Genomic DNA, 21,709 nt, shown 5'->3' on the forward strand with positions numbered 1-21,709 from the left:
CTTGCGCCACCCCCGGCCGCGGCGCCGGGGAGGTTGGTCCGGGCGGCGGATTCTGGTACCCTTCGAACGGCGCGGGAGGCGCGGCCGGGCGGGCCGGCCGCCGGTGCCCGGCCGAAAGGGAGCCGTCGACATGAAGATCGCCATCAGTGGAAAGGGGGGGGTCGGCAAGAGCACGGTGAGCGCCTTTGTCGTGGGCGCCCTGGCCGATCGGGGGCGCCGGGTGCTCGCCATCGACGCCGACCCGAGCCCGCATCTGGCCCGACTCCTCGACTTCCCCGGGGCCGAGGAGATCCGCCCCATCGCCGAGATGACCGATCTCCTCCGGGAGCGCTCCGAGCGCGACGGGCCCTTCTATCGATTGAATCCCAAGGTGGACGACCTGCCCGGGCGGTTCATGCGCCGGCGGGGGAACGTGGCGCTCATGGTGCTCGGGGCCATCCAGCAGGGGGGCGCCGGCTGCGCCTGCGCCGACAACGCCGTGCTCCGGAACCTGCTCAACACTCTGCTCTTCGCCCCGGACGAAGACGTGGTCCTCGACATGGAGGCCGGGGTGGAACACCTCGGGCGGGGGACGGTGGCCGGCGTGGACCGCCTCCTGGTGGTGGTCCAGCCCTACCGGGGCAGCCTCGAGACCGCCCGCAAGATCCAGGGCCTCGCCGCCGACCTCGGCCTCTCCCACCTCGGGTTCGTGGCGAACCAGGTCCGGGGGGAGGGCGACCTCGACTTCGTGCGCGGGGAACTCGGCATGGACCCGGTGGGGGTCTTCCCGGCCTCCGACGCGGTCCGCGAGGCGGAGCGGGCGGGGCGCCCCGTGTGGGAGGCGGACTCCGCCCTCCGCGAGGCGGCGGCCCGGCTGCTCGATGGGCTGGGGGCCTAGGCGGCGATGAAGCGCCCGACCGGCACGGAGCGGCCCCACGCCGAGCTGGCCGACGTCCAGAGTCGGAGAGACGACCGGCACATCCCGCTAAGCCGCGTCGGCATCAAGAACATCCGCTATCCCATCACCGTGCTCGACAAGGCCAACGGCACGCAGCAGACCGTGGCCAGCATCAACATGTACGTGAACCTCCCCCACCACTTCAAGGGCACCCACATGAGCCGGTTCGTGGAGATCCTGAACCGGTACCGGCGCGAGATCAACGTCCGGACCCTGGCCGACATCCTGGCCGAGGTGAAGCAACGGCTCGAGGCCGAGGAGGCCCACCTGGAGGTGGATTTCCCCTACTTCATCGAGAAGGCCGCCCCGGTGACCGGCACCCCGGGCCTCGTGGAGTACCGGTGCGGCCTCCACGGGACCCTCTGCCGGACGCTCGACATGCGCCTCGTGGCCCGGGTGCCCATCAACACCGTCTGCCCGTGCTCCAAGGAGATCTCGGATTTCGGGGCCCACAACCAGCGGGGCGAGGTGCGGGTGGAGGTCCGGTTCGACCAGTTCTTGTGGCTCGAGGACGTGATCCGCGTGGTGGAGGCCGCCTCCTCCTCGGAGGTCTATTCCGTTCTGAAGCGGCCCGACGAGAAGTTCGTCACGGAGCAGGGCTACGAGCACCCCATGTTCGTGGAGGACGTGGTCCGTTCCGCCTGCCAGGGCCTGAGGGAGCTGCCCGGGGTGACCTGGTTCAGCGTGGAGGCCGAGAACTTCGAATCCATCCACAACCACTCGGCCTACGCCGCCACCGAGTGGCGGGCCGACTACGGCTGCGGCTGAACCGCCCGGCGGCGCCGCCGGTTCCCCTCGCGCCCCGTCACGCCTCGTTTCCGGGCGAGACCTGGGCCCCGTCGAAGGTGGCCATCTCTAGGTAGATCTTGAGCCCCGCCTCGATGAGGCCCATGGCCAGGGCGGCGCCGGTGCCTTCTCCGAGCCGGAGGTCCAGGTCGAGCACCGGCCTGAGGCCGAGCCGTTCGAGTTGCTTCCGGTGGCCGACCTCCACGGATTGGTGTGCGGCGAACATGTAACCCGCGGCGGCGGGGGCCATGGCCGCGGCCACCAGGGCGCCGGCGGTGGAGATGAAGCCGTCGATCACCACCGGCACGCCCCGGGCGGCGGCGCCGAGCACGAGGCCGCAGATGCCCGCGATCTCGAGGCCGCCCACCGCGGCCAGCACCCCCAGCGGATCGGCCGGGTCCGGCCGGTTCACCTCGAGGGCCCGCTCGATGACCCGGACCTTGCGCCGGTGGGCCTCGTCGTCGATCCCGGTGCCCCTCCCGGTGACCTCCGCCGGGGCCGCGCCGCAGAAGACGGCGGTGAGGGCGCTGGAGGGGGTGGTGTTCCCGATACCCATCTCGCCGGTGGCGAGGAGGCCGATCCCCCGGTCCGCCGCCCCGGAGGCGAGCTCCGCCCCCGCCAGCACCGCGGCCTCGGCCTCCTCCCGGGTCAGGGCGGGCCCGCGGGCCATGTTCCGCGTCCCGGGGCGGACCTTGCGGCGGATGAGCCCCGGCAGTTCCGGCAAGTCGTGGTCCACCCCGATGTCCACCACGTGGACCTCGGCGCCCACGTGGCGGGCCAGGACGTTGATCCCCGCCCCCCCCGCGAGGAAGTTCCGGACCATCTGGTAGGTGACCTCCCGGGGAAAGGCGCTGACGCCTTCCTCGGTGACGCCGTGGTCCGCGGCGAAGACGAAGACCGCCTTCGCCGGGAGCGCCGGGCGGCGTTCCCCCCGGATGAGGCAGTAGCGGAGGGCCAGTTCCTCGAGCCGGCCGAGGCTGCCCCGGGGCTTGGTGAGGTTGTCGAGGTGCGCCTGGATCTCGGGCGCGGGGGATTCGTCCACGGGCCTGACGGCCTGGAGGAGGGAGTCGAGCTGCATCGTGGGTCACCTCAGTCTTCGTGGGGATCTCGGCGTCGCGGCCGCCCGGGCCGCGGTCCCAGGAATACCCCCGGTGTCCGTGGGCGGTCAAGGATGATGGCGTCGCGGGTCTCACCAAGCGGGCTGCTTGGCGGCGGTGCTTCGGATGTTCTCGTCATCGCGATGGAGCCGAGTACGCCTCGTTCCCCGTGATGGTCGCGGCTTGCCCTTGGCTTGGCCATCCCCGCGCCGTGCATTCGGCGCATTCTCTCCCACGCCATCCCCGGCGGATCCTGCGAAGGTCCGGCTAAGGCCCCGCCGGGAGATCCAGGCGGCGTCCGGCCACCACGAGGATCACCCGGGGGCAGACCGCGGCCAGGGCCTGGTGGAGGCGGCCGGCCATGTCGCGGAAACGCCGGCTGGCCGGGTCGGGCGGGACGAGGCCCCACCCCACCTCGTTGGAGACGAAGACGGCGGGCGTGGCCAGCCGGGCGGCCGCCCCGGCCAGTTCGTCCACGGCCGCGGCCGCCCCGGCCGGATCCCGGGCGAGGCGGTTGGCGAGCCACAGGGTGAGGCAATCCACCAGGATCACCCCGTAGCGGCCGTCCGCGTCGGCGAGGGCGCCGGCGAGGTCGAGGGGCTCCTCGAGGGTCTCCCAGGCGGGGCCGCGCTCGGCCCGGTGCCGCGCGATCCGCTCGGCCATCTCCGCGTCCAGGGCCCGGGCGGTGGCCACGAAGAGTCCTCGGGCGTCCGGGCCGACGCGCGCCAGGACGGCCTCGCCCTCCAGGAGGGCCTGCCGGCTCTTGCCGCTTCGGGTCCCGCCCAGGAAGAGGACGGGAAAGGCGGTGGGGGTGGGGGCGGTTCGGCTCATGGGGCGGCGGTGCCGGCGCCAACGAGATGCGGCGGCCGGTGGGGCCGCCGCACGAGGGGGATGAAGGTGAGGCCGTTCACCGGCGCCGCCGCTTCGCCTTGCGGCGCCGCCGCTCGGCGTCCTGCATCTTGCGGCGTCGCTTCACGCTGGGCTTCTCGTAGAAGCGCCGGTGCTTGAGTTCCCGCTGCAGCCCGTCGAGCTGCATCTTCTTCTTGAGCACCTTGAGCGCCTTCTCGAGGTTGCCCTGGACTTCCACAACGATGGCCAAGAAAATCCCCCCTTTCGTCTCCGGAGTCCCCGCCGGGGCGGGGCGCCCGCCCCGCCCGCCGGTTTTGGCGGCCGGGACCGATTCCCGCCACTATAGCGGCCGCCCGGCCGCCGTGTCAACGCCGCCTCGGCGCCGTTGCGGGGCGCGGGGGAAGGTCCTATGGTGTCGAGCCATGGACCGGCGGGCACGCACCATCATGTTCCAGGGCACCGGTTCCGGCGTGGGCAAGAGCGTGGCGGCGGCGGCCTTCTGCCGGGTGCTGGCCCGGCGGGGCGTGCGCGTGGTCCCCTTCAAGGCCCAGAACATGGCCCTCAACTCCTTCGTCACCCCGGACGGCAAGGAGATGGGCCGGGCCCAGGTCTTCCAGGCCGAGGCCTGCGGCTTGGCCCCGGACGTGCGGATGAACCCCATCCTGCTCAAGCCCTCCGCCGACGCCGCCTCCCAGGTGATCGTCATGGGGGAGGCGGTGGGCCACTATTCCGCCAGGGCCTACTACCAGGAGTTCGAGGCCCACCGGCGCGTGGCCCGGGAGGCCTTCGACGCCCTGGCCGCCGAGTACGAGGTGGTGGTGCTCGAGGGGGCGGGAAGCCCCGCCGAGATCAACCTCCAGGACACCGACCTGGTCAACATGGACATGGCGGCCCACGCCCGCGCCCCCGTGGTCCTCGTCGGGGACATCGACCGGGGCGGGGTCTTCGCCTGGATCAAGGGGACCTACGACCTCATCCCCGAGGCCCACCGGGGTCTCGTGGCCGGGTTCCTGGTGAACAAGTTCCGGGGCGACCCGGGGCTCCTCCGGCCCGGCATCGAGGCCTTCGCCCGGCTCGTGCCCGTTCCCTGCCTGGGGGTGCTGCCCATGTTCCGCGACATCGAGGTGGACCAGGAGGACGGGGTCCACGTGGAGGCCCTGGAGCGGCGGGGCGCCCGCCGGCCGATTCGGGTCGTCGTGGTCCGGCCGGAACGGATCAGCAACTTCACCGACTTCGGCAGCCTCGCCGCCGAGCCCGACGTTTCGCTGGTCTTCGCCCGTCGGCCGGAAGAGGCGGAGGGGGCCGACTGCCTGGTGCTGCCCGGCACCAAGGCCACCATGGCCGACCTGGAGATCCTCCGGCGGGCGGGGTGGGGCGAGGCCCTGGCGGCGGCCGCGGCCGACGGGGTCCCGGTGGTGGGGCTCTGCGGGGGCTACCAGATGCTCGGCGAGGAGATCCTGGACCCCGCCGGGGTGGAGGGCGGTCCGGCCCGCGTCGCGGGCTTCGGGCTGCTCCCCGTGGTCACGGAGATGGCGCCGGCCAAGGTCCTCGCCCGGACCCGGGCGGTCACCGCGGGCGGCGGCCTCCTGCCCGGGGGGCTTCCGGCCGAGGGGTACGAGATCCACATGGGCCGGACCCGGGCCTCGGGGGAGGTCCGCCCCCTCTTCGAGGGACGGGGCCCCGGGCTCGGCTGCCGCGCCCCCGGGGGCGACGTCCTGGGGACCTACCTCCACGGCCTCTTCGACGCGGACGGCCTGCGCCACGCCTTCCTGGACGCGCTTCGGCGGCGGCGGGGGCTGGCGCCCCTCGGGGAGCGGCCCGCCTGGCGGGCCGCCCGGGCCGCGCACCTGGACCGGCTCGCCGACTGGCTCGAGGCGCACGCCGATCTTCCGCGCCTCCTCGCGCTGGTGGGGCTGTGAAGGCGGCCGGCGGGGCCGGGCGGGGGGCGGGCGGCCGGCGGGGAGGGGAACCGTGCCGTACGTCCTGACACCGGAGGGGGCCCTGGCCCTGGCGGCGGCGGTGCTGCTGGACCTCGCCCTGGGGGACCCGCGGTGGCTGCCGCATCCCGTCCGCCTCATGGGTCGGCTCATCGCGCGGGGCGAGGCCGCCGCCCGGCGGCTGCCGCTGCCGCCCCGCTGGCAGGGGGCGGTCCTGGCGGGGGGCCTGGTGGCGGCGGCCTGGGGGGCGGGGGCGCTCCTCCCGGCGCTGGCGGGGGCGGTGCACCCCGACCTCCGAACCGGGACGGAGGCGCTGCTCCTCTTCTACTGCCTCGCCCTCCGGTCCCTGGCCGCCGAGGCGGGGGCCGTCCGGAAGGCCCTCGAGGCCGGCGGCCTCGCGGAGGCCCGCCGCCGGCTCTCCCGGATCGTGGGGCGGGATACCGCGGAGCTCGGGCCCGAAGACGTGGCCCGGGCCGCGGTGGAGAGCGTGGCCGAGAACACGGTGGACGGTTTCCTCTCGCCCCTTTGCTACGCCGCCCTCGGGGGGCCGGCGCTGGCCCTGGCCTTCAAGATGGCCAGCACCCTCGACTCCATGGTGGGGTACCGGGACGAGCGCTACCGGGAATTCGGCACCGCCGCCGCCCGCCTGGACGACCTCGCCAACTTCCTCCCCGCCCGGGCCGCGGCCTGGCTGGCGGCCGCCGCCGCCCCCCTCGTCGGCGCCGCCCGGCCCGAGAAGGTCCTCCGGGTGGTCCGCATGGACGCCGCCACCAGCGACAGCCCGAATTCCGGGTTCCCCGAGGCCGCCTTCGCCGCGGCGCTCGGCGTGCGGCTTTCGGGGCCGGCCCGGTACCGGGGCCGGCTGGTGGAGCGGCCCTACATCCTGCCGGAGGGCCGGGAACCCGGGCCCCGGGACATCCGGCGGGCGGTCCGGCTGATGGGGCTCGTGGCGGCGTGCGCCGTGGCCCTGGTCCTTTCTCCGGCGGCCGTGGCCTGGCTGGCGGCCGAGGTCTTCCCCTCGTGACGCCGCCCGCCCGGATCCGTTCTTGACACTGGGTTTTCGAGACGATTAGATGGCCTACGATCGGTGCCGCCTCTCCGAAAGGCCATCCCGTCCGCTTCGAGCGGCCCCGGCGGGGTTCATGTTCCGCCGGCGGGATGCCGATCACGACCTCGACCCACCACGATTTCAGGCGCTCCCCCGGAGCCAGGAGGACACCGCATGCTGGTCAAGGAATGGATGGCGACGAAGCCCATCACCGTGGAGGAGAACACCTCCATCATGAAGGCCACCCAGCTCATGAAGGAACACGGTATCCGCCGGATACCGGTGGTCCGGAAGAACAAGCTGGTGGGGATCGTGAGCGACCGAGACGTGAAGGAGGCGGCGCCCTCCAAGGCGACGAGCCTCGACGTCCACGAGCTCTACTATCTCCTCTCGGAGATCAAGGTGAAGGACATCATGACCCCGGATCCCATCACCCTCCGGGAGAACGACTCCGTGGAGAAGGCCGCGGTCATCATGCTGGAGAACAAGATCTCGGGGCTCCCCGTGGTGAACGACAAGATGCAGGTCACGGGGATCATCACCCAGAGCGACATCTTCAAGGTGATGATCGGCATCACCGGGATCTACCGGGGCCCCATCCAGCTCGGATTCGACCTCGAGGACCGGCCCGGCGCCCTGAACGACCTCCTGGGCGTCCTCGGGGCCCACGAGGCGCGGACGGTGAGCATCTCCTCCTGCCAGGAGCACGGGGGGCCCGGCCGCCGGCAGGTCTACGTCCGGATCAGGGACATGGACGACGCCGACCTCGAGAAGCTGGTGGCCTCCCTCAAGAAGGACTTCCGGGTGCTCTACGTCCTCCGGGAGGACGTCAGCGATATTCCTCGAAAGACTCCGAAGGCTTCTTCCTGAACCAGGGAAAGCCGCCGGGCTTCAGCCACGAGGGCAGGTGCAGGCCGTCCCAGGCGGGCGGGCGAAGCGGCGGGAGGGCATCCACCGGCATGGCCTCCCAGACGACTCCGTCGCGGTCCGGCACCACGATCTCCCCGGTCTTCCGGTTCTCGGGCACGAAGGCCACGCCCTCGGGCACGGGGAAGTCGGTGGCGTTGGCCCCCTCGAGGGCCCGCTGCATGAAGGCCGTCCAGATAGGGCAGGCCACCCGCCCGCCCGTCTCCCGCTTGGCGATGGGCTTCCCGTCGGTGCGGCCCACCCATACCCCGGCCACGAACCGCGGCGTAAAGCCCAGGAACCAGGCGTCGCGGAAGTTGTCCGTGGTGCCGGTCTTGCCGCCCACGTGGCGCCGGAGGGCCCGGGCTCGGCGCCCCGTTCCGTCCTGGACCACGCCCTCCAAGAGATGCACCATCTGGTAGGAGGTGACGGGGTCCAGGGCCTTGGCCTTTTCCGGCACCATCTCCTCCAGCACTTCGCCGGTGCGGCTGCGGACCTCCCGGATGAGCCGGGGGGTGACCGTCTCTCCCAGGTTCGGAAAGGTGGAGTAGGCCTGGACCATCTGGATGAGGGGGACGGCCGAGGAGCCGAGGGCCAGGGAAAGGTCGTTGGCCAGGGGCACGGTGATGCCCATGCGCTTGGCCTGGGCCCGGATGGCGTTCACCCCCACGAGGCCCGCCACCTTGACCGAGATGATGTTGCGCGAGTAGGTGAGGGCGGTCCGGATGGTGATGGGCCCCATGTAGGTCTGGTCATAGTTTTCCGGTTCCCAGGGGGTCTCGATGGTGGCGCCGGGGAGGGTGATGGGTTCCTCCACCAGGAGCGTCCCCGGGGTGATGACCTTGTGCGCCAGGGCCGTGGCGTAGACGATGGGCTTGAAGGCGGAGCCCGGCTGGCGCCGGGCCTGCACGGCCAGGTTGAACTGCGAGGCCGAAAAGTCGCGCCCCCCCACCATGGCGATCACCGCCCCGTCCCGGGCGTCCATGGCCACCAGTGCCCCTTCGAGGGCCGTCTCGAGGCCCGGGTCCTCCGGGTGACGTTTTCGGACCGCGGCGAGTCCCTTCTCCACCTCCTCGTAGGCGGCGGCCTGCCACCGCGGGTCCAGGGTGGTGACCACCCGGAGGCCCTCGGTCTGGACCCGGTCCGGGCCGTAGCGGGCCTCCAGGCGCCGGCGGACCTCGGCCAGGAAGTACTCCGACCCGGGCGGCTGCACGAGCTCCTCCGGCTTGATCTCCACGGGGTAGGCCCTGGCGGCGGCCGCCTCCTCCGGGGTGATGTAGCCTTCGGCCACCATCCGGTTCAGGACGTAGGCCTGGCGCCGGAGGGCCCGGTCGAGGTGCCGGGTGGGGGCGTAGCGGCTCGGGGCCTGGGGGAGGCCGGCCAGGATGGCGCACTCGGCCAGATTCAGCTCCTCCACGTGCTTGCCGAAGTAGGTCCGGGCCGCGGCCTCCACCCCGTAGGCGCCTTCTCCGAGGTAGATCTGGTTGAGGTAGAGGGTCAGGATCTGGTCCTTGGTGAGGGCGGCGTCGATCTGCCAGGCGAGGATGGCCTCCTTGATCTTCCGGATGAGCTTCTTTTCCGGCGTGAGGAGGAGGGATCGCGTCACCTGCTGGGTGATGGTGCTCGCCCCCTGGACGATCTCGCCGGCCTGGAGGTTCTTGATGGCCGCCCGGATCACGCTCCAGAAGTCCACGCCGGGATGCTCGTAGAAGCGGGCGTCTTCGGCGGCCAGGAAGGCGTGGACCAGGGTCTCCGGGATGCGGGCCCGGGGGACGGGCCAGCGCTTCTCGCGGTAGATGTAGTCGATGGGCGTCCCGTTGGCGTCGAGGATCTCGGTGACCGTGGCGGGCCGGTAGGTCCGGATGCGCGAGATGTCCGGGAGCCCCAGGATCATGTAGCCCACCACCCCGGCCCCGACCAGGGCCATGGCGGCGAAGGCCGCGGCCAGGAGCGGGGTCACCAGGACCCGGAGGTTGCGGGTGGCGAAGGGATCCGGCGATTCGGTGGACGTGAACGTCATGGGGAGGCGGCCGGCCGGGATCCGGGGTGGGCGCCCTTGCACGGGGGCCGCGTCCCCGCCAGCCGAACCTGTGCCAAGATAATGGAAGGCGGCCCGGGGTGCAAACGCCGCCGCGCGGGGCGCGCGGGAATTGAAGCCCCCGGTTCCGTGTGTTAAAGGGGAGGAGCTTCGCCGTCGGGGCGTGGCGCAGCCTGGAAGCGCATCTGCTTTGGGAGCAGAGGGTCGGAGGTTCAAATCCTCTCGCCCCGACCAAAAGACTTCTCGATCACGTCCCCCGGGGCCGACATCCCATGGAACTCTGGTACACGGAACGTCATCTCCCGGACGCGGGGCTCACCCTGCGGGTCCGCGAGACCCTCTACACGGGGCGCTCCGCCTTCCAGTCCATCGAGGTGCTCGACACCCCGGCCTTCGGGCGGATGCTCCTCCTCGACGGGCTCGTCATGCTCACCGAGCGCGACGAGTTCGTCTACCACGAGATGATCGCCCACCCGGCCCTCTTCACCCATCCCGCGCCGCGGGACGTCCTCGTCGTCGGCGGGGGCGACGGGGGGACCGTCCGCGAGGTCTTGAAGCACGGCGGGGTCCGCCGGGTGGTGCTCTGCGAGATCGACGAGATGGTGGTGGAGGTGGCCCGGCGTTTCTTCCCGGAGGTGGCGTCCGGGCTCTCCGGCGACCCGAGGGTGGAGATCGCCTTCGAGGACGGGGCCCGCTACGTGGAGGCCCACCCGGGGGCCTTCGACGTGATCCTGGTGGACTCCACCGACCCGGTGGGGCCGGCTGAGGCCCTCTTCGCCGAGGCGTTCTTCCGGGGCTGCCGGGGCGCGCTCCGGGAGGGGGGGCTCCTCGCGGCCCAGTGCGAGTCCCCCTACTACCACCTGGACGTCATCCGGCGGGTCCGGTCGGGCCTGGCCGCGGCCGGGTTCCCCGTGGTCCGGTTCTACACGGGCGGCATCCCCACCTACCCGAGCGGGACGTGGTGCTGGGTGATGGCGAGCCTCGGCCCTGACCCCGTCCGCGACTTCGATGCCGCCCGGGCGGCTGCCGCCGGGCTGGCCACCCGCTACTACTCCCCCGGTCTCCACGCCGGGGCTTTCGCGCTCCCCCGGTTCCTCGCCGAGGCGGTCACCCCCGCATGAAGGACCGCGCCGCCCTCACCGAGGTCCTCGACCGGGAACTCGCGGCCCTGATCCGCCCCTACCTCCCCCGGGTGGCGGCGGCCGTCCTGGTAAGCCTCCTGCTCTCGGCCCTGAACGGTGCCATCGCCTGGTTCTTCAAGCCCTTCACCAACGCCGTGGTGGGGGCGCACGACTACGCGCTGGTGGCCTGGGTGCCGCCCATCGTGGCCGCGGCGTTCACGGCCCGGGGCTTCCTCGCCTACCTCTACGCCTACCTCATGCGCTCGGCGGGCATCAAGCTGGTGCGAGATACCCGGGTGCGGCTCTACCGCCACCTGGTGCGGCTGCCCGTCACGGCCCTCGGCACCGAGACCTCGGCCCGGGTGATCTCCCGGCTCCTGAGCGACACCGGCATCCTGCGGCTCCTGGTCTCCGACACCATCCTCACGGTCTTCAAGGAAGTGCCCTCCATCCTCACCCTCCTCGCCGTGGCCTTCTACCGTCGCTGGGACGTGACGCTGCTCGCCCTGGTGGTGGCGCCGGCCATCGGCGCCGGCACCCACCGCTTCGGCAAGGGGGTCAAGCTCAAGCGGAAGCAGGCCCAGCAGACCATCGCCCAGCTCACCCACCGGATCGCCGAGGCCACCGCCGGGGCCAAGGTGATCAAGGTCTTCGGCCGCGGCCGCGAGATGGAAGAGCGCTTCGCCGCCGACAGCCAGGTCCACTACCGCCAGGAGCTCAAGATCGTCCGCCTGAAGGAGATGACCAAGGTCCTGGTGGACGTCTGCACGGGCTTCGGGCTCGCCTTCGTCATCTGGTACGGGCAGTACCTGGTCTCCGCCGGGACCATCACGGTGGGTGACTACGCCTCGGCCCTGGTGGCCATCCTCATGCTCTTCGGGCCGGTGAAGAAGGTGGGCGGCTCCTATGCGGTGCTCCAGGAGATCCGGGGGGCCAAGGAGCGGATGAACTGGCTGGAGGGGCTCGCCGAGGAGACGGACGGCGACGTGCCGCTTCCGGCCTTCCGGAGCGAGATCCGCTTCGAGGGGGTGACCCACCGCTACCGGCCGGATGCCGAACCCGTCCTCCGGGGGATCGACCTCGTCATCCACAAGGGGGAGGTCCTGGCGGTGGTGGGGCCCAGCGGCGCCGGAAAGACCACCCTCATCGACCTCATCCCCCGCTTCATGGACCCCACCGAGGGGCGGGTCCTGGTGGACGGCATCGATCTCCGGCGGGTACGGCTCGCCGACCTCCGGGCCCTCATCGGCCTGGTCGGCCAGGACGTGATCCTCTTCAACGACACCGTCCGAGAGAACATCGCCTTCGGCCGGCCGGACGCCACCGACGAGGAGATCCGGGAGGCGGCGCGGCGGGCCTACGCCCACGAGTTCATCCAGGAGCTGCCCCGGGGTTACGAGACCCTGCTCGGGGAGCGGGGGCTCAACCTCTCGGGCGGGCAGCGGCAGCGGATCGCCATCGCCAGGGCGATCCTCAAGTCGCCGCCCATCCTCATCCTGGACGAGGCCACCTCCGCCCTGGACTCGGTCTCGGAGACCCTGGTCCAGCGGGCCCTGGACGAGCTCATGCAGGGGCGGACCACCATCGTGGTGGCCCACCGGCTCTCCACCATCCGGAACGCGGACCGCATCGTCGTCCTCGACCACGGCCGCATCCGGGCGGAGGGGCGGCACGAGGACCTCGTGGCCGGCAGCGGGGTCTACCGGGAACTCTATGCCACCTTCGAGGCCGGGAGGGGCGGGGCTGCGGGGGAAGAGACGGGTGACTGAGACTGCGGGCCTCTTCCGCGGCGGGGTGGACGTGGCCGGGCCGTGGCGGGAGCGGCTCGAGGCGGCCGGGCTCGACACCCTCGCGGCCCTGGCCGCCGCCCCGGGCGAGGCCCGGTTGCGGGCGGTCCCCGGCCGGGAGACGCTCCGCCTGCGCCTCGCCGACGGGACGGCCCTCTACCTCAAGCGCCACCGGCGGCCGGCGGGGCGGGGGGCGGTGGCGGCGGTGCTGGGGGCGGCCCGGCGCGAGTACGACGCCCTCGGGGCCCTGGCCGCCGCCGGGATCCCCGTTCCGGAGGCCGTGGCCTGCGGCGGGGGCCTCCTGGGGGATGCCGCGGTGGCGGTCGTCGTCACCCGGGAGATCCCGGGCGGGGAACAGGCCGACTGCCTCCTCGGCCGCCGCCGGGGCCGGCCGGGCCGCTGCCGGTGCCCGGAGCTCGCCCCCCGGGACCGCCCCCGGCTCCTGCGCCGGATCGGGGACCTGGCCGGCCGCCTCCACCGGGCGGGCTGGGTCCACCAGGACCTCTACTTCTGCCACTTCTTCGCCGTGGCCGCCGACCCGGACCTGCCCGTCTACCTCATCGACCTCCAGCGGGTGACCCGGCCCGGCGGGCTGCGCTTTGCCGGCCGCCGGTTGAAGGACCTCGGTGCCCTGGACTTCGCCGCCTGGGAGTGCGCGCTCACCCGGCCGGAACGTGCCGAGCTCTGGGCGGCCTACCGCGAGGCCGCGGCTCTTCCCCGGTGGCGCCTCGGGCCGTACCTGGCCGCCGCCCGGGTGAAGGCGCTCGGCATCCGGCGCCGGGACCTGCGGCGCGCCCGGGAGGGACGGCCGTGAAGGTGGCCGTCCAGATCGAGCACCTCGACCCCGCCCGTGGCGGGGCCGAGACCTACGCGGCGCTCTTGTGCCGGGACCTCGTCTCCCACGGGATCGACGTGGAGGTCCAGGCCGCGAGTTGGCGGGATCCGCCGCCCGGGGTCCGCATGGTGCGGGTCCCGGTCCGGGGGGCGACCCGGTGGCGGCGCTGGATCTCCTTCTGCGAGGGGTGCCGGCGGCTCGCCCGGGCCGGGGGCGCCGACCGGGTGCTCGCCATCAACCGCGGCGGCGGCATGGACGTCTTCCAGCCCCACGGGGGGACCGTGGCCGGGAGCCAGCGGCAGAACGTGCGCCGACGCCGGGGGGCCGTGGCCCGGGCGCTGTGCCGCGCCGCCTACCGGCTGGGCCCCAAGGCCGTGGCCGCGCGGCGGATCGATGCCGCCATGTACGCCTCCGGCGCGGTCCCCGTGGCCTTGAGCCGCATGGTGGCCGACGACATGGTCCGGGTGCACGGCGTGCCGAGGGACCGGATCCGCCTCCTCTACAACGGGGTCGACACCGAGCGGTTCCACCCGGAGGTCTTGGCCGGCCTCCGCGACGAGGCGCGGCGGGCCTGGGGGCTTCCCCCGGAGGCCGTGGTCTTCGCACTGGTGGCCCACAACTTCGCCCTGAAGGGGGTCGACGCCCTGGTCCGGGCCGCGGAACGGCTGGCCCCGGGGCGCGACGTCCGCTTCCTGGTGGCGGGCCGGGGGCGCCCGGGGCCCTATCTCCGCCGGGCCCGCCCGGAGGCCCGGCGCCGCTTCGTCTTCACCGGGCCGGTGCCCGAGGTGGAGCGGGTCTACGCCGCCGCCGACGCCTACGTCCATCCCACGTGGTACGATCCCTGTTCCCTCGTGGTCCTGGAGGCCATGGCCGGCGGGCTGCCCGTGGTGACCACCCGGTTCAACGGCGCCGGGGAGCTGGTGGAGGAAGGGGTCGCCGGGGTCGTCCTCGAAAGCCCCGCCGACCTGGAGGGGCTGGCCCGGGCCCTCGGGGACCTCCTCGACGGGGACCGACGGCGGGCCATGGGGCGGGCGGCGCGCCGGATCGCCGAACGCCACCCCTGGAGCCGGCACTTCACCGAGCTCCGGCGGATCCTCCTGGAGGCCGGGCCGTGAAGGTCAGCGTCTGCCTTCCCACCTACAACCGGCGGGACCTCGTGGCCGAGGCCGTGGCCAGCGTCCTGGCCCAGGAGGGGGTGGCGCCCGGCGATCTGGAGGTGCTGGTGGTGGACGACGGGAGCAGCGACGGGACGGCGGACCTCCTCGAGGAACGGTTCGGGGGGCGGATCCGGCTCATCCGTCGGCCCAACGGCGGGGACGCCGCCGCCCGGAACACGGCGCTCCGGGCGGCCACCGGCGACGTCGTCGCCTTCCAGGACTCCGACGACCTCTGGCACCCGGACAAGCTGCACCGCCAACTCAGGCTCCTGGCGCACCGGCCGGAGGTCGGTCTCGTCTACAGCCCGAAGCGGACCGTGGATCTCGCCGGCCGCGAGGTCCATCCCCCGAGGGTCCGCTGCCACCGGGGCCGGGTGACCGCGGCCCTCTTCCGGGAGATCTTCGTCCCGACGCCCGCCGTGGTCGTGCGCCGGGAGGTGGTGGACCGGGTGGGCGGCTTCGACGAGACCCTGCCCGTGGCCTCCGACTACGACTACTGGCTCCGGGCCTCCCTCGTCACCGACTTCGACTTCGTCCCGGAACCCCTGGTGACCTGCCGGAAGCACGGGGGCAACCTCACCGCCGCCGACGCCCTTCGGAACCAGGAGGCCCTCCTGGCCGTGCTCGAACGGTTCCGCCGGGCCCACCCCTCGGCCGTCCCCCGGGCGGTGGTGCGCCGGCGCCTGGCGCGCGAGTACTTCAAGACGGCCCGGGCGTGCGCGGCGGCCGGGCGCGGCGCCGCGGCCCGGGCCGCCGCCCGGCGGTCCTTGGAATACGGCTTTTCGCTCCGCGCGGCCCTCCTCGCCGCGCGCCCGTTGCGGGAGAAAGGGCGATGAGGACCCGGCCGGCGGACCTTCCCGGCTCGGCGGACCTCGATCGGCTCCGCTGCGGCCGCCTCCCCCCGGGCTGGGAGACGGTGCCCGCCTCCCGGGACGCCTGGGTCGCGCGGCGGCGCGATCCCCCGGGGCTCTTCTTCAAGGCGTTTCACCCGAGGTCCGGCATGGAGGTGGTGAAGGCCCTCCTCCGGGGCGGCCGGGCCAGGCGCTTCGTGCGCGGGACGGAGCGGCTCCGGTCCCTCGGCTTTCGGGTCCCGGAGGTCCTGGCCTGGGGCGGCGGCCGGGACGGCGGCGGGTGGGTGCTCACCGCGGCCGTCCCGGGGGAGGGGGCCTTCGATTACTGGCGCCGCCGCCTGGCCGGGGCCCCCGCCGCCCGGCGGCGGGCCTTTCTCGCCGCCCTGGCCGGCGAGGTGGCCCGCCTCCACGGGGCGGGCGTCCGCCACGGTGACCTCCGGCTCGACAACGTGCTCGTCGTCCCCGAGGGGGAGGAGTGGCGGTTCTGGTGGCTGGACAACGAGCGAACCGGCCGGCTCCTCGGCACCTTCGGGCCGTGGGGGCGCCGGAAGAACCTCGTCCAGATGAACATGGCCGAGGATCCGGGGCTCACCGTGCGCGACCGGCTCTACTTCTTCCGCCGTTACGCCGAGGCGGCCGGCCTGCGCCCCGGCGAGGCGCGGCGGCTCCTCCGGGCCGTGGCCCGCTGGACCGCCCGCCGGCGCGCGGCGACCGGGTCCCGGGGGTGAGCGCCGTGGCCGGGCGGATCCGGGTCCTCCACGTCCTCGCCCGTTACAAGGGGGACTACCCCCTCTTCAACCGGGTGGTCCGCGGCCTGGATCCCGCCGTCTTCTCCCACGTGGTCTGCTACCTCTCCGGCCCGGTGCCGGCGGACGAGGAACTCCGGCGCTCTGGGTTCGACGTGCGCGTGATGCCCTACGGGGCCCGGCAGCTCCGCCGCTTCCGGCCGGGGCTCGTCCGGCGGCTCCGGCGGCTTGCCCGGGAAACCGGGGCCCACGTGGTCCATGCCCACCGGTACCGGCCCACCCTCTACGCCCTGCTGGCCGCCCGGGGCCTTCCGGGTCTCCGGGTGGTGGCCTCGGTCCACGGCCTGAACCGGTTCCGGTCGGCCTCCCGCCGGCTGGCCGACCGGCTCCTCTGGCCCGGGCTCGACCGGGTGGTGGCGGTCTCGGAGGGCGTGCGGCGGGATGTCCTGGCGGCCCATCCCTGGTTCCCGGAGGCCCGGGTCCGGGTGATCTACAACGGGATCGACGTGGCCGCCTTCGCCCGACCCGGGGTGGACAGGGCCGAGGCGCGGCGCCGGCTGGGGCTCCCGGCGGAAGGGTGGATCTGGGGAACGGCGGGGCGGCTTTCGCCCGTGAAGGGCCACGACGTCCTCCTTCGGGCCTGGGCGGAGGGCGGCCTCGGCGCCCGGGGGGCGTCCCTCGCCCTGGCCGGGGCGGGGCCCCTCCGGGACGGGCTCGAGGTCCTCGCCGCCGATCTGGGGATCCGGGGACAGGTGGCCTTCCTCGGAGAGCTGCGGGATATGCCGCTTTTCTACGCGGCCCTGGACGGGTTCGTCTTCCCCTCCCGCCACGAGGGCTTCGGGCTCGCCCTGGTGGAGGCCCTGGCCGCTGGGCTTCCCGCCGTGGCCTCGGCGGTGGGGGGGATCCCCGAGGTGCTGGGCCCGCTCCCGGCGGCGGGCGCCGCCGCCCTGGTGCCGCCGGATGATCCCGGCGCCCTGGCGGCGGCCTTGGCGCGCTTCATGGAGGCCGACGCCGCCCGCCGGGGCACGGCCGCCGCGGCCGCCCGGGCGCGGGCCGGGGTCTTCGACGCGGCCCGGATGCTGGCCTCCCTCGCCGATCTCTACCGGGAGCTCGTGCCGTGAGGAGCGGCGGTCTCCAGACCTGGGGCGGTCGGCCGGTCCGCGTCGGCCCGCACCCGGAGGCCGGGCGGATCCTCGCGGCCTTCCCCTCCTGGGCGGCCTTTCGGGCTGGCGGCACCGTGGCGGCCTTCAAGCGGGACCGCAAGACCTCTCTCTCCTGGTGGTCGGCCCCGGGGTTTGCCGGCCTGGCCCTCAAGTTCTACCACGACCGGTTCCCCGCCCCGCCCGGATGGCCCCTGGCCGTGGGCCGCGCGGGCCGGAGCTGGCGGGCCGGCGCGGTCCTCGAGGCGGCGGGGGTCCCGGTGCCCCGGCGGGTCTTCCTCGCCCGGGTCGGCCCCCGGACCCGGGTCCTGGCCCTGGAGCGCCTGGCGGGCGCCCGGCCCCTGGTGGACCTCGTCCGGGCCGGGGCGGCCGGGCCGGGGCTCTTCCACCGGGTGGGGGAGGCGGTGGGCCGGATGCACGCCGCCGGGGTGATCCACGGGGACCTCAAGTGGGTGAACGTGCTGGCGGTGCCCGGAGGGGAGGAGTCGGCCCCCGGCCGGGTCTGGCTCCTCGACCTCGACGCGGCCCGGCGGCCGCGGCTCCGGCGGGGTCTCTTCCGGGGCGCGGTCCGGGACGTGGCGCGGTTTCTCCGGGCGGCGGCCGAGGCGGGGGCCTCGGGGACCGAGACGGCGGCCTTCTCCGAGGGGTACCGGTGGAGCGCCCCCTTCGAAGGGTCGGAGGCGGTGGTGGCCGCGGGCGCGCAAGAGGCGGAGCGGTGGGCGGCGAGACGCGCCGGGAGCTGAGGCCGGGGTTGCGCCCCGAGGCCCCAGGGGGCAAAATGGCCGATCACGCCGGGTCGGCCCCCGGCCCGAACCCCATGCAACGGCTCCTGACCCCAGCCCCGGACCGGGAGGCGCCCGGCCCCGTTCCGCGCTAAGATCCGTGCTCTTCAATACCTACGAATTCATCTTCGCCTTCCTGCCCGCGGTGCTCGCGGGGTACTTCCTCCTCGGGCGGCTCCGGCTCACCCTGGCGGCCCGGCTCTACCTCCTCGCCGCCTCGCTCTTCTTCTACGCCTACTGGAACCCCGTCTACCTCGTCCTCATCCTCTCGTCCATCCTGGTGAACTACCTCGTGTGCCTGGGGTTCTGGCGGGGCGTGGGGCGCCGGAAGGCCCTGCTCGTGGCCGGGCTGGTCTTCAACCTCGGCCTCCTCGGGGTCTTCAAGTACACGGACATGGCGATCGGGACCGCCAACGGGCTCTTCGGCCTCCACCTGCCGCTCCAGCATCTTACGCTCCCGCTGGCCATCAGCTTCTTCACCTTCCAGCAGATCGCCGCCGTGGTGGACACCTACCGGGGGACGACCCGGCCCTGCGCCCTCCACGACTACGCTCTCTTCGTCTCCTTCTTCCCCCAGCTCATCGCCGGTCCCATCGTCCACTACACCGAGATGGTGCCCCAGTTCCGGCGCCTTCGGGCCTTCGTCTTCTCCAACCGGAACGTGGCCATCGGCGCGGGGTTCTTCCTCATGGGGCTCTTCAAGAAGGCCATCATCGCCGACGGCATCGCCGCCTACGTGGGCCCGGTCTTCGGGGCGCTCTCCTACGACCACCTGCCGAGTTTCATCGAGGCATGGGGCGGCACCCTGGCCTATACCTTCCAGGTCTACTTCGATTTTTCCGGCTACACGGACATGGCCATCGGCCTCGGGCGCATGTTCAACATCCGGCTGCCGCTCAACTTCGACTCTCCCTACAAGAGCCGGTCCATCCGGGAGTTCTGGCGCCGCTGGCACATCACGCTCTCCCGCTTCCTGCGCGATTACCTCTACATCCCCCTCGGGGGCAGCCGGTGCAGTTTCCCGCGGCGGCTCTTCAACGTGATGGCCACCATGCTGCTCGGGGGGCTCTGGCACGGTGCGAACTGGACCCTGGTGCTCTGGGGGGCCTTCCACGGGGCCATGCTCTGGATCCAGCTGCTCTGGTCGAAGCTCCATCGGCCGCTTCCGGGGCCGGTGGCCTGGGCGGTGACCTTCACCGGGCTCGCCTTCTCCATGGTGCTCGTCCGGGCCCCCGACCTCGCCACCACCATGGCGGTCTGGAAGGGGATGTTGGGGTTCAACGGCTTCGCCCTGCCGCTCAAGCTGCTCCACAAGTGGGGCCCCGTCGCCGCCTGGCTCGCCGACCACGGCGTGACCTTCACCACGCTGGCGCCGTATTGGCGGAGGAGCAAGGAGATCCAGCACCTGGCCGCGTGCCTGGTGCTGGTCTTGGCCTTCCCGAACTCCCAGGAGATCTTCGCCCGCTACTTCCGTCCCAGCCGGCTCTGGGCCTTCGCCTACGCCGCCTGCGCCGTGGTGGGGATCCTCGCCCTCACCAAGGTCTCCGAGTTCCTGTACTTCCGGTTCTGAGGCCCGCCATGCCCGCCTACCGCCGCTTCCTCCTCACCTTCCTCGCCTTCTGGGCCGGCCTCACCCTCCTCGTGGGCGGCATCACCTACGTGGTGGACCCGTACGGGATCAACTGGCGCTTCGTCCGCAAGGGCTTCAACCTCAACAAGGCCATGTACCAGAAGGGGGTCCGGCTGACCAAGGCCTACTACCTCCCGGTCTTCCGGCCGCACGCCCTGCTGGCGGGGACCTCCCGCGCCGAGTACGGGCTCTGCCCCGAAAACCCCCTCCTCGACCCCTGGCGACCGGTCTACAACGTGGCCATCACCGCGGGGAACATGTACGAGGTCCGGCGCTACATCGAGCACGCGGTCCAGAACGCCGACGTCCGGCTCATCGTCCTCGGCCTCGACCTCGTCTCCTTCGGGACCATGAGCAACAGCCCGGACTTCGACGAGCGGCGCCTGGGCCGCACGCCCTTCTTCATGAAGATCCGGGAGTGTTACCTCTCCTGGAACGCGGTCAAGGGCGTGATCCGCACCATCAAGCGCAACCGCCGGTACCCGGACGAGATCACCATCACCCGGGAGGGCTGGCGCACTCCCTACAAGACCGACCGTGACATCGCCGAGGGGCGGACGACCCTCCGGCTGGAGTTCGAAAAGAGCGAGCTCGACTACTTCCGCTTCAGTTATTACCGCTTCCGCTTGAGCCCCGAGCGCTTCGAAGACCTCCAGGCCGTCATCGACCTGTGCCGGCGCCGGGGGATCCGGCTCCTCGCCTTCATCTCACCCGCCCACGCTCGGCAGTGGGAGGTGCTGCACCGGAGCGGGGCCTGGCCCCAGTGGGAGGAGTGGAAGCGGCGCCTCGTCCGGATGCTCCCGGTGTGGGACTTTTCCGGGTTCAACTCCGTCACGGTCCACGACCGGTACTACCTCGAGTCCTCCCACTACCGGAAGGAGGCGGGGGACCTGGTGCTGGCGCGGCTCCTCGGGGCGGATGCCGCCGTGCCCGCCGACTTCGGCGTCCTGCTCACCCCGGGGAACATCGAGGCGCACCTCGCCCGGATCCGCCGGGACCGGGAACGCTGGGCCGCCGCCCACCCGGAGGACGTGGCCGACATCGCCCGCCTCCAGCGCGAGGTGGAGGCCGAGCGGACCCGGAGCGGGCCGGGGGGCGGGGTCGAGGAGGAGGACGACGGCTGATGGGGCATCCCGCGGTCACCGTGGTCATCCCGTCCCACAACCACCGGCCCTACCTGGAGCGGGCGGTGGAGAGCGCCCTGGCCCAGACCTGGCCGCGCACCGAGGTCCTCGTCATCGACGACGGGTCCACGGACGGGAGCCGGGAGCTGCTCGAACGCCTCCATGCCGAGCGGGGCGGTTTCCGGCTGGTGTTCCAGGACAACCGCGGCCTCGTCCGGACCCTCAACCGGGGGCTCCGGGAGGCCACCGGCGAATTCTGGTGCGAGCTGGCCTCGGACGATTATCTTCCGCCCGAGAGCGTGGAGAAGCGGGCCCGGTTCCTCCTGGACCGGCCGGACCACGTGGCGGTCTTCGGGGACGGGATCTCGGTGCAGGGAGAGGCGGAGACCGGCCGGTCCATCCTCGATGAGAAGCGCCGGGGGCTCTTCGCCGCCGGCGATCCCATCCGCCGGATGCTGGAAGGGGTCCTGCCCGTCTTCGCCACCGGGCTCTTCCGCCGCGGGGTGCTGCTCCGCATGGGCGGCTTCGACGAGCGGTTCCGGTTCTACGAGGACCTCGACACCCCCGTCCGCCTCGTGCTGGAGGGGAAGGTGGGCTTCCTGCCCGAGCCGGTCCTCTACCGGCGGGAGCACGGGGGGAACGTCTCCCGGGTGACCGACCACGTCCGGCTCGAGAAGGCCCTCTGCTACCGGCTCCTCCTGGAGGATCCCCGCCTGGCCGCCTACCGGCGCCTGCTCCGCCGCCGGCTCCGCCGGTCCATCCTGGCCCTGGGCCGGTCCGTGGCCCGGCGGGGCGGGGGGAGCGGGCCGGAACACCGGGTGCTTCGCGGCGCCCTGGGACTTTGCCTGTGCGATCCGCGCCTGCTATGGTACGTTATCCGCTGGGGCTGGCTCCGCGGGTAAAAAAGTGTTCAGGAGA

At 73.1% G+C, this 21,709-nt stretch carries 20 protein-coding genes and 1 tRNA gene; 17 read left to right on the forward strand and 4 right to left on the reverse strand.

What is annotated here, in order from left to right:
* Positions 1–130 precede the first annotated feature (130 nt).
* Complete coding sequence (locus HCU62_RS03545) at positions 131–877, forward strand: ATP-binding protein (protein ID WP_163298495.1); 747 nt, start codon at positions 131–133, stop codon at positions 875–877.
* Positions 878–922: 45 nt separating this feature from the next.
* Entirely contained in the window at positions 923–1,705 is a 783-nt protein-coding gene (folE2, locus tag HCU62_RS03550; protein WP_163298505.1) for a GTP cyclohydrolase FolE2, read from the forward strand.
* Positions 1,706–1,742: 37 nt separating this feature from the next.
* Here the strand turns inward: folE2 and cobT are convergent, their stop codons facing one another.
* From cobT to rpsU, 3 genes are all read right to left on the reverse strand, one after another.
* Positions 1,743–2,801, reverse strand: a complete 1,059-nt coding sequence (cobT, locus tag HCU62_RS03555; protein WP_169755437.1) for a nicotinate-nucleotide--dimethylbenzimidazole phosphoribosyltransferase — start codon at positions 2,799–2,801, stop codon at positions 1,743–1,745.
* Positions 2,802–3,087: 286 nt separating this feature from the next.
* Positions 3,088–3,651: a bifunctional adenosylcobinamide kinase/adenosylcobinamide-phosphate guanylyltransferase gene (gene cobU, locus HCU62_RS03560; protein ID WP_169755438.1), complete on the reverse strand. Its 564-nt coding sequence runs from the start codon at positions 3,649–3,651 to the stop codon at positions 3,088–3,090.
* A gap of 76 nt (positions 3,652–3,727) precedes the next feature.
* On the reverse strand, positions 3,728–3,913 hold the full coding sequence (gene rpsU / locus HCU62_RS03565) for a 30S ribosomal protein S21 (protein ID WP_163299965.1): 186 nt from the start codon (positions 3,911–3,913) through the stop codon (positions 3,728–3,730).
* Positions 3,914–4,091: 178 nt separating this feature from the next.
* On the opposite strand from rpsU, the gene HCU62_RS03570 reads away from it, so the two are divergent.
* The 3 genes from HCU62_RS03570 (at position 4,092) to HCU62_RS03580 (ending at position 7,524) form a co-directional block, all read left to right on the forward strand.
* Positions 4,092–5,588, forward strand: coding sequence for a cobyric acid synthase (locus HCU62_RS03570; RefSeq protein WP_169755439.1), 1,497 nt, complete (start codon positions 4,092–4,094; stop codon positions 5,586–5,588).
* 52 nt (positions 5,589–5,640) lie between these two features.
* Positions 5,641–6,630 (forward strand): adenosylcobinamide-phosphate synthase CbiB, encoded by a 990-nt coding sequence (gene cbiB / locus HCU62_RS03575; RefSeq protein WP_169755440.1) that lies wholly within the window; start codon positions 5,641–5,643, stop codon positions 6,628–6,630.
* 198 nt (positions 6,631–6,828) lie between these two features.
* Positions 6,829–7,524, forward strand: a complete 696-nt coding sequence (locus HCU62_RS03580) for a CBS and ACT domain-containing protein (RefSeq protein WP_163299344.1) — start codon at positions 6,829–6,831, stop codon at positions 7,522–7,524.
* On the opposite strand, the gene HCU62_RS03585 is transcribed toward HCU62_RS03580, so the two are convergent.
* Entirely contained in the window at positions 7,484–9,580 is a 2,097-nt protein-coding gene (locus tag HCU62_RS03585) for a penicillin-binding protein 1A (RefSeq protein WP_163299345.1), read from the reverse strand. The two genes, HCU62_RS03580 and HCU62_RS03585, sit on opposite strands and share 41 nt — an antisense overlap.
* A 175-nt stretch (positions 9,581–9,755) precedes the next feature.
* On the opposite strand from HCU62_RS03585, the gene HCU62_RS03590 reads away from it, so the two are divergent.
* The 12 genes from HCU62_RS03590 (at position 9,756) to HCU62_RS03645 (ending at position 21,693) form a co-directional block, all read left to right on the forward strand.
* Positions 9,756–9,832, forward strand: a tRNA-Pro gene (locus tag HCU62_RS03590).
* Positions 9,833–9,870: 38 nt separating this feature from the next.
* Positions 9,871–10,719, forward strand: a complete 849-nt coding sequence (gene speE, locus HCU62_RS03595; protein ID WP_163299346.1) for a polyamine aminopropyltransferase — start codon at positions 9,871–9,873, stop codon at positions 10,717–10,719.
* A complete protein-coding gene (locus tag HCU62_RS03600) occupies positions 10,716–12,488 on the forward strand; it encodes an ABC transporter ATP-binding protein (protein ID WP_163299347.1) in 1,773 nt (590 codons plus the stop codon). Before speE ends, HCU62_RS03600 begins: the two co-directional genes overlap by 4 nt.
* Complete coding sequence (locus HCU62_RS03605; protein WP_169755441.1) at positions 12,481–13,320, forward strand: lipopolysaccharide kinase InaA family protein; 840 nt, start codon at positions 12,481–12,483, stop codon at positions 13,318–13,320. Before HCU62_RS03600 ends, HCU62_RS03605 begins: the two co-directional genes overlap by 8 nt.
* Complete coding sequence (locus tag HCU62_RS12810) at positions 13,317–14,456, forward strand: glycosyltransferase family 4 protein (RefSeq protein WP_163299523.1); 1,140 nt, start codon at positions 13,317–13,319, stop codon at positions 14,454–14,456. The genes HCU62_RS03605 and HCU62_RS12810 overlap by 4 nt, the downstream gene beginning before the upstream one ends.
* Entirely contained in the window at positions 14,453–15,334 is an 882-nt protein-coding gene (locus HCU62_RS03615; RefSeq protein ID WP_163299525.1) for a glycosyltransferase, read from the forward strand. Before HCU62_RS12810 ends, HCU62_RS03615 begins: the two co-directional genes overlap by 4 nt.
* On the forward strand, positions 15,331–16,077 hold the full coding sequence (locus HCU62_RS03620; RefSeq protein ID WP_163299527.1) for a lipopolysaccharide kinase InaA family protein: 747 nt from the start codon (positions 15,331–15,333) through the stop codon (positions 16,075–16,077). Before HCU62_RS03615 ends, HCU62_RS03620 begins: the two co-directional genes overlap by 4 nt.
* A complete protein-coding gene (locus tag HCU62_RS03625) occupies positions 16,074–17,216 on the forward strand; it encodes a glycosyltransferase (protein ID WP_163299531.1) in 1,143 nt (380 codons plus the stop codon). The genes HCU62_RS03620 and HCU62_RS03625 overlap by 4 nt, the downstream gene beginning before the upstream one ends.
* Entirely contained in the window at positions 17,213–17,998 is a 786-nt protein-coding gene (locus HCU62_RS03630) for a lipopolysaccharide kinase InaA family protein (RefSeq protein WP_169755442.1), read from the forward strand. The genes HCU62_RS03625 and HCU62_RS03630 overlap by 4 nt, the downstream gene beginning before the upstream one ends.
* A 139-nt stretch (positions 17,999–18,137) precedes the next feature.
* Positions 18,138–19,607, forward strand: coding sequence for an MBOAT family O-acyltransferase (locus HCU62_RS03635; RefSeq protein WP_163298425.1), 1,470 nt, complete (start codon positions 18,138–18,140; stop codon positions 19,605–19,607).
* Positions 19,608–19,615: 8 nt separating this feature from the next.
* The gene (locus HCU62_RS03640; protein WP_163298426.1) at positions 19,616–20,791 is read left to right on the forward strand and encodes a hypothetical protein; all 1,176 of its coding nucleotides are present in this window, start codon (positions 19,616–19,618) and stop codon (positions 20,789–20,791) included.
* Positions 20,791–21,693 (forward strand): glycosyltransferase family 2 protein, encoded by a 903-nt coding sequence (locus HCU62_RS03645; protein ID WP_163298427.1) that lies wholly within the window; start codon positions 20,791–20,793, stop codon positions 21,691–21,693. Before HCU62_RS03640 ends, HCU62_RS03645 begins: the two co-directional genes overlap by 1 nt.
* Positions 21,694–21,709: the final 16 nt, after the last annotated feature.

Source organism: Dissulfurirhabdus thermomarina, from assembly GCF_012979235.1.
In the GTDB taxonomy this organism is placed as follows: domain Bacteria; phylum Desulfobacterota; class Dissulfuribacteria; order Dissulfuribacterales; family Dissulfurirhabdaceae; genus Dissulfurirhabdus; species Dissulfurirhabdus thermomarina.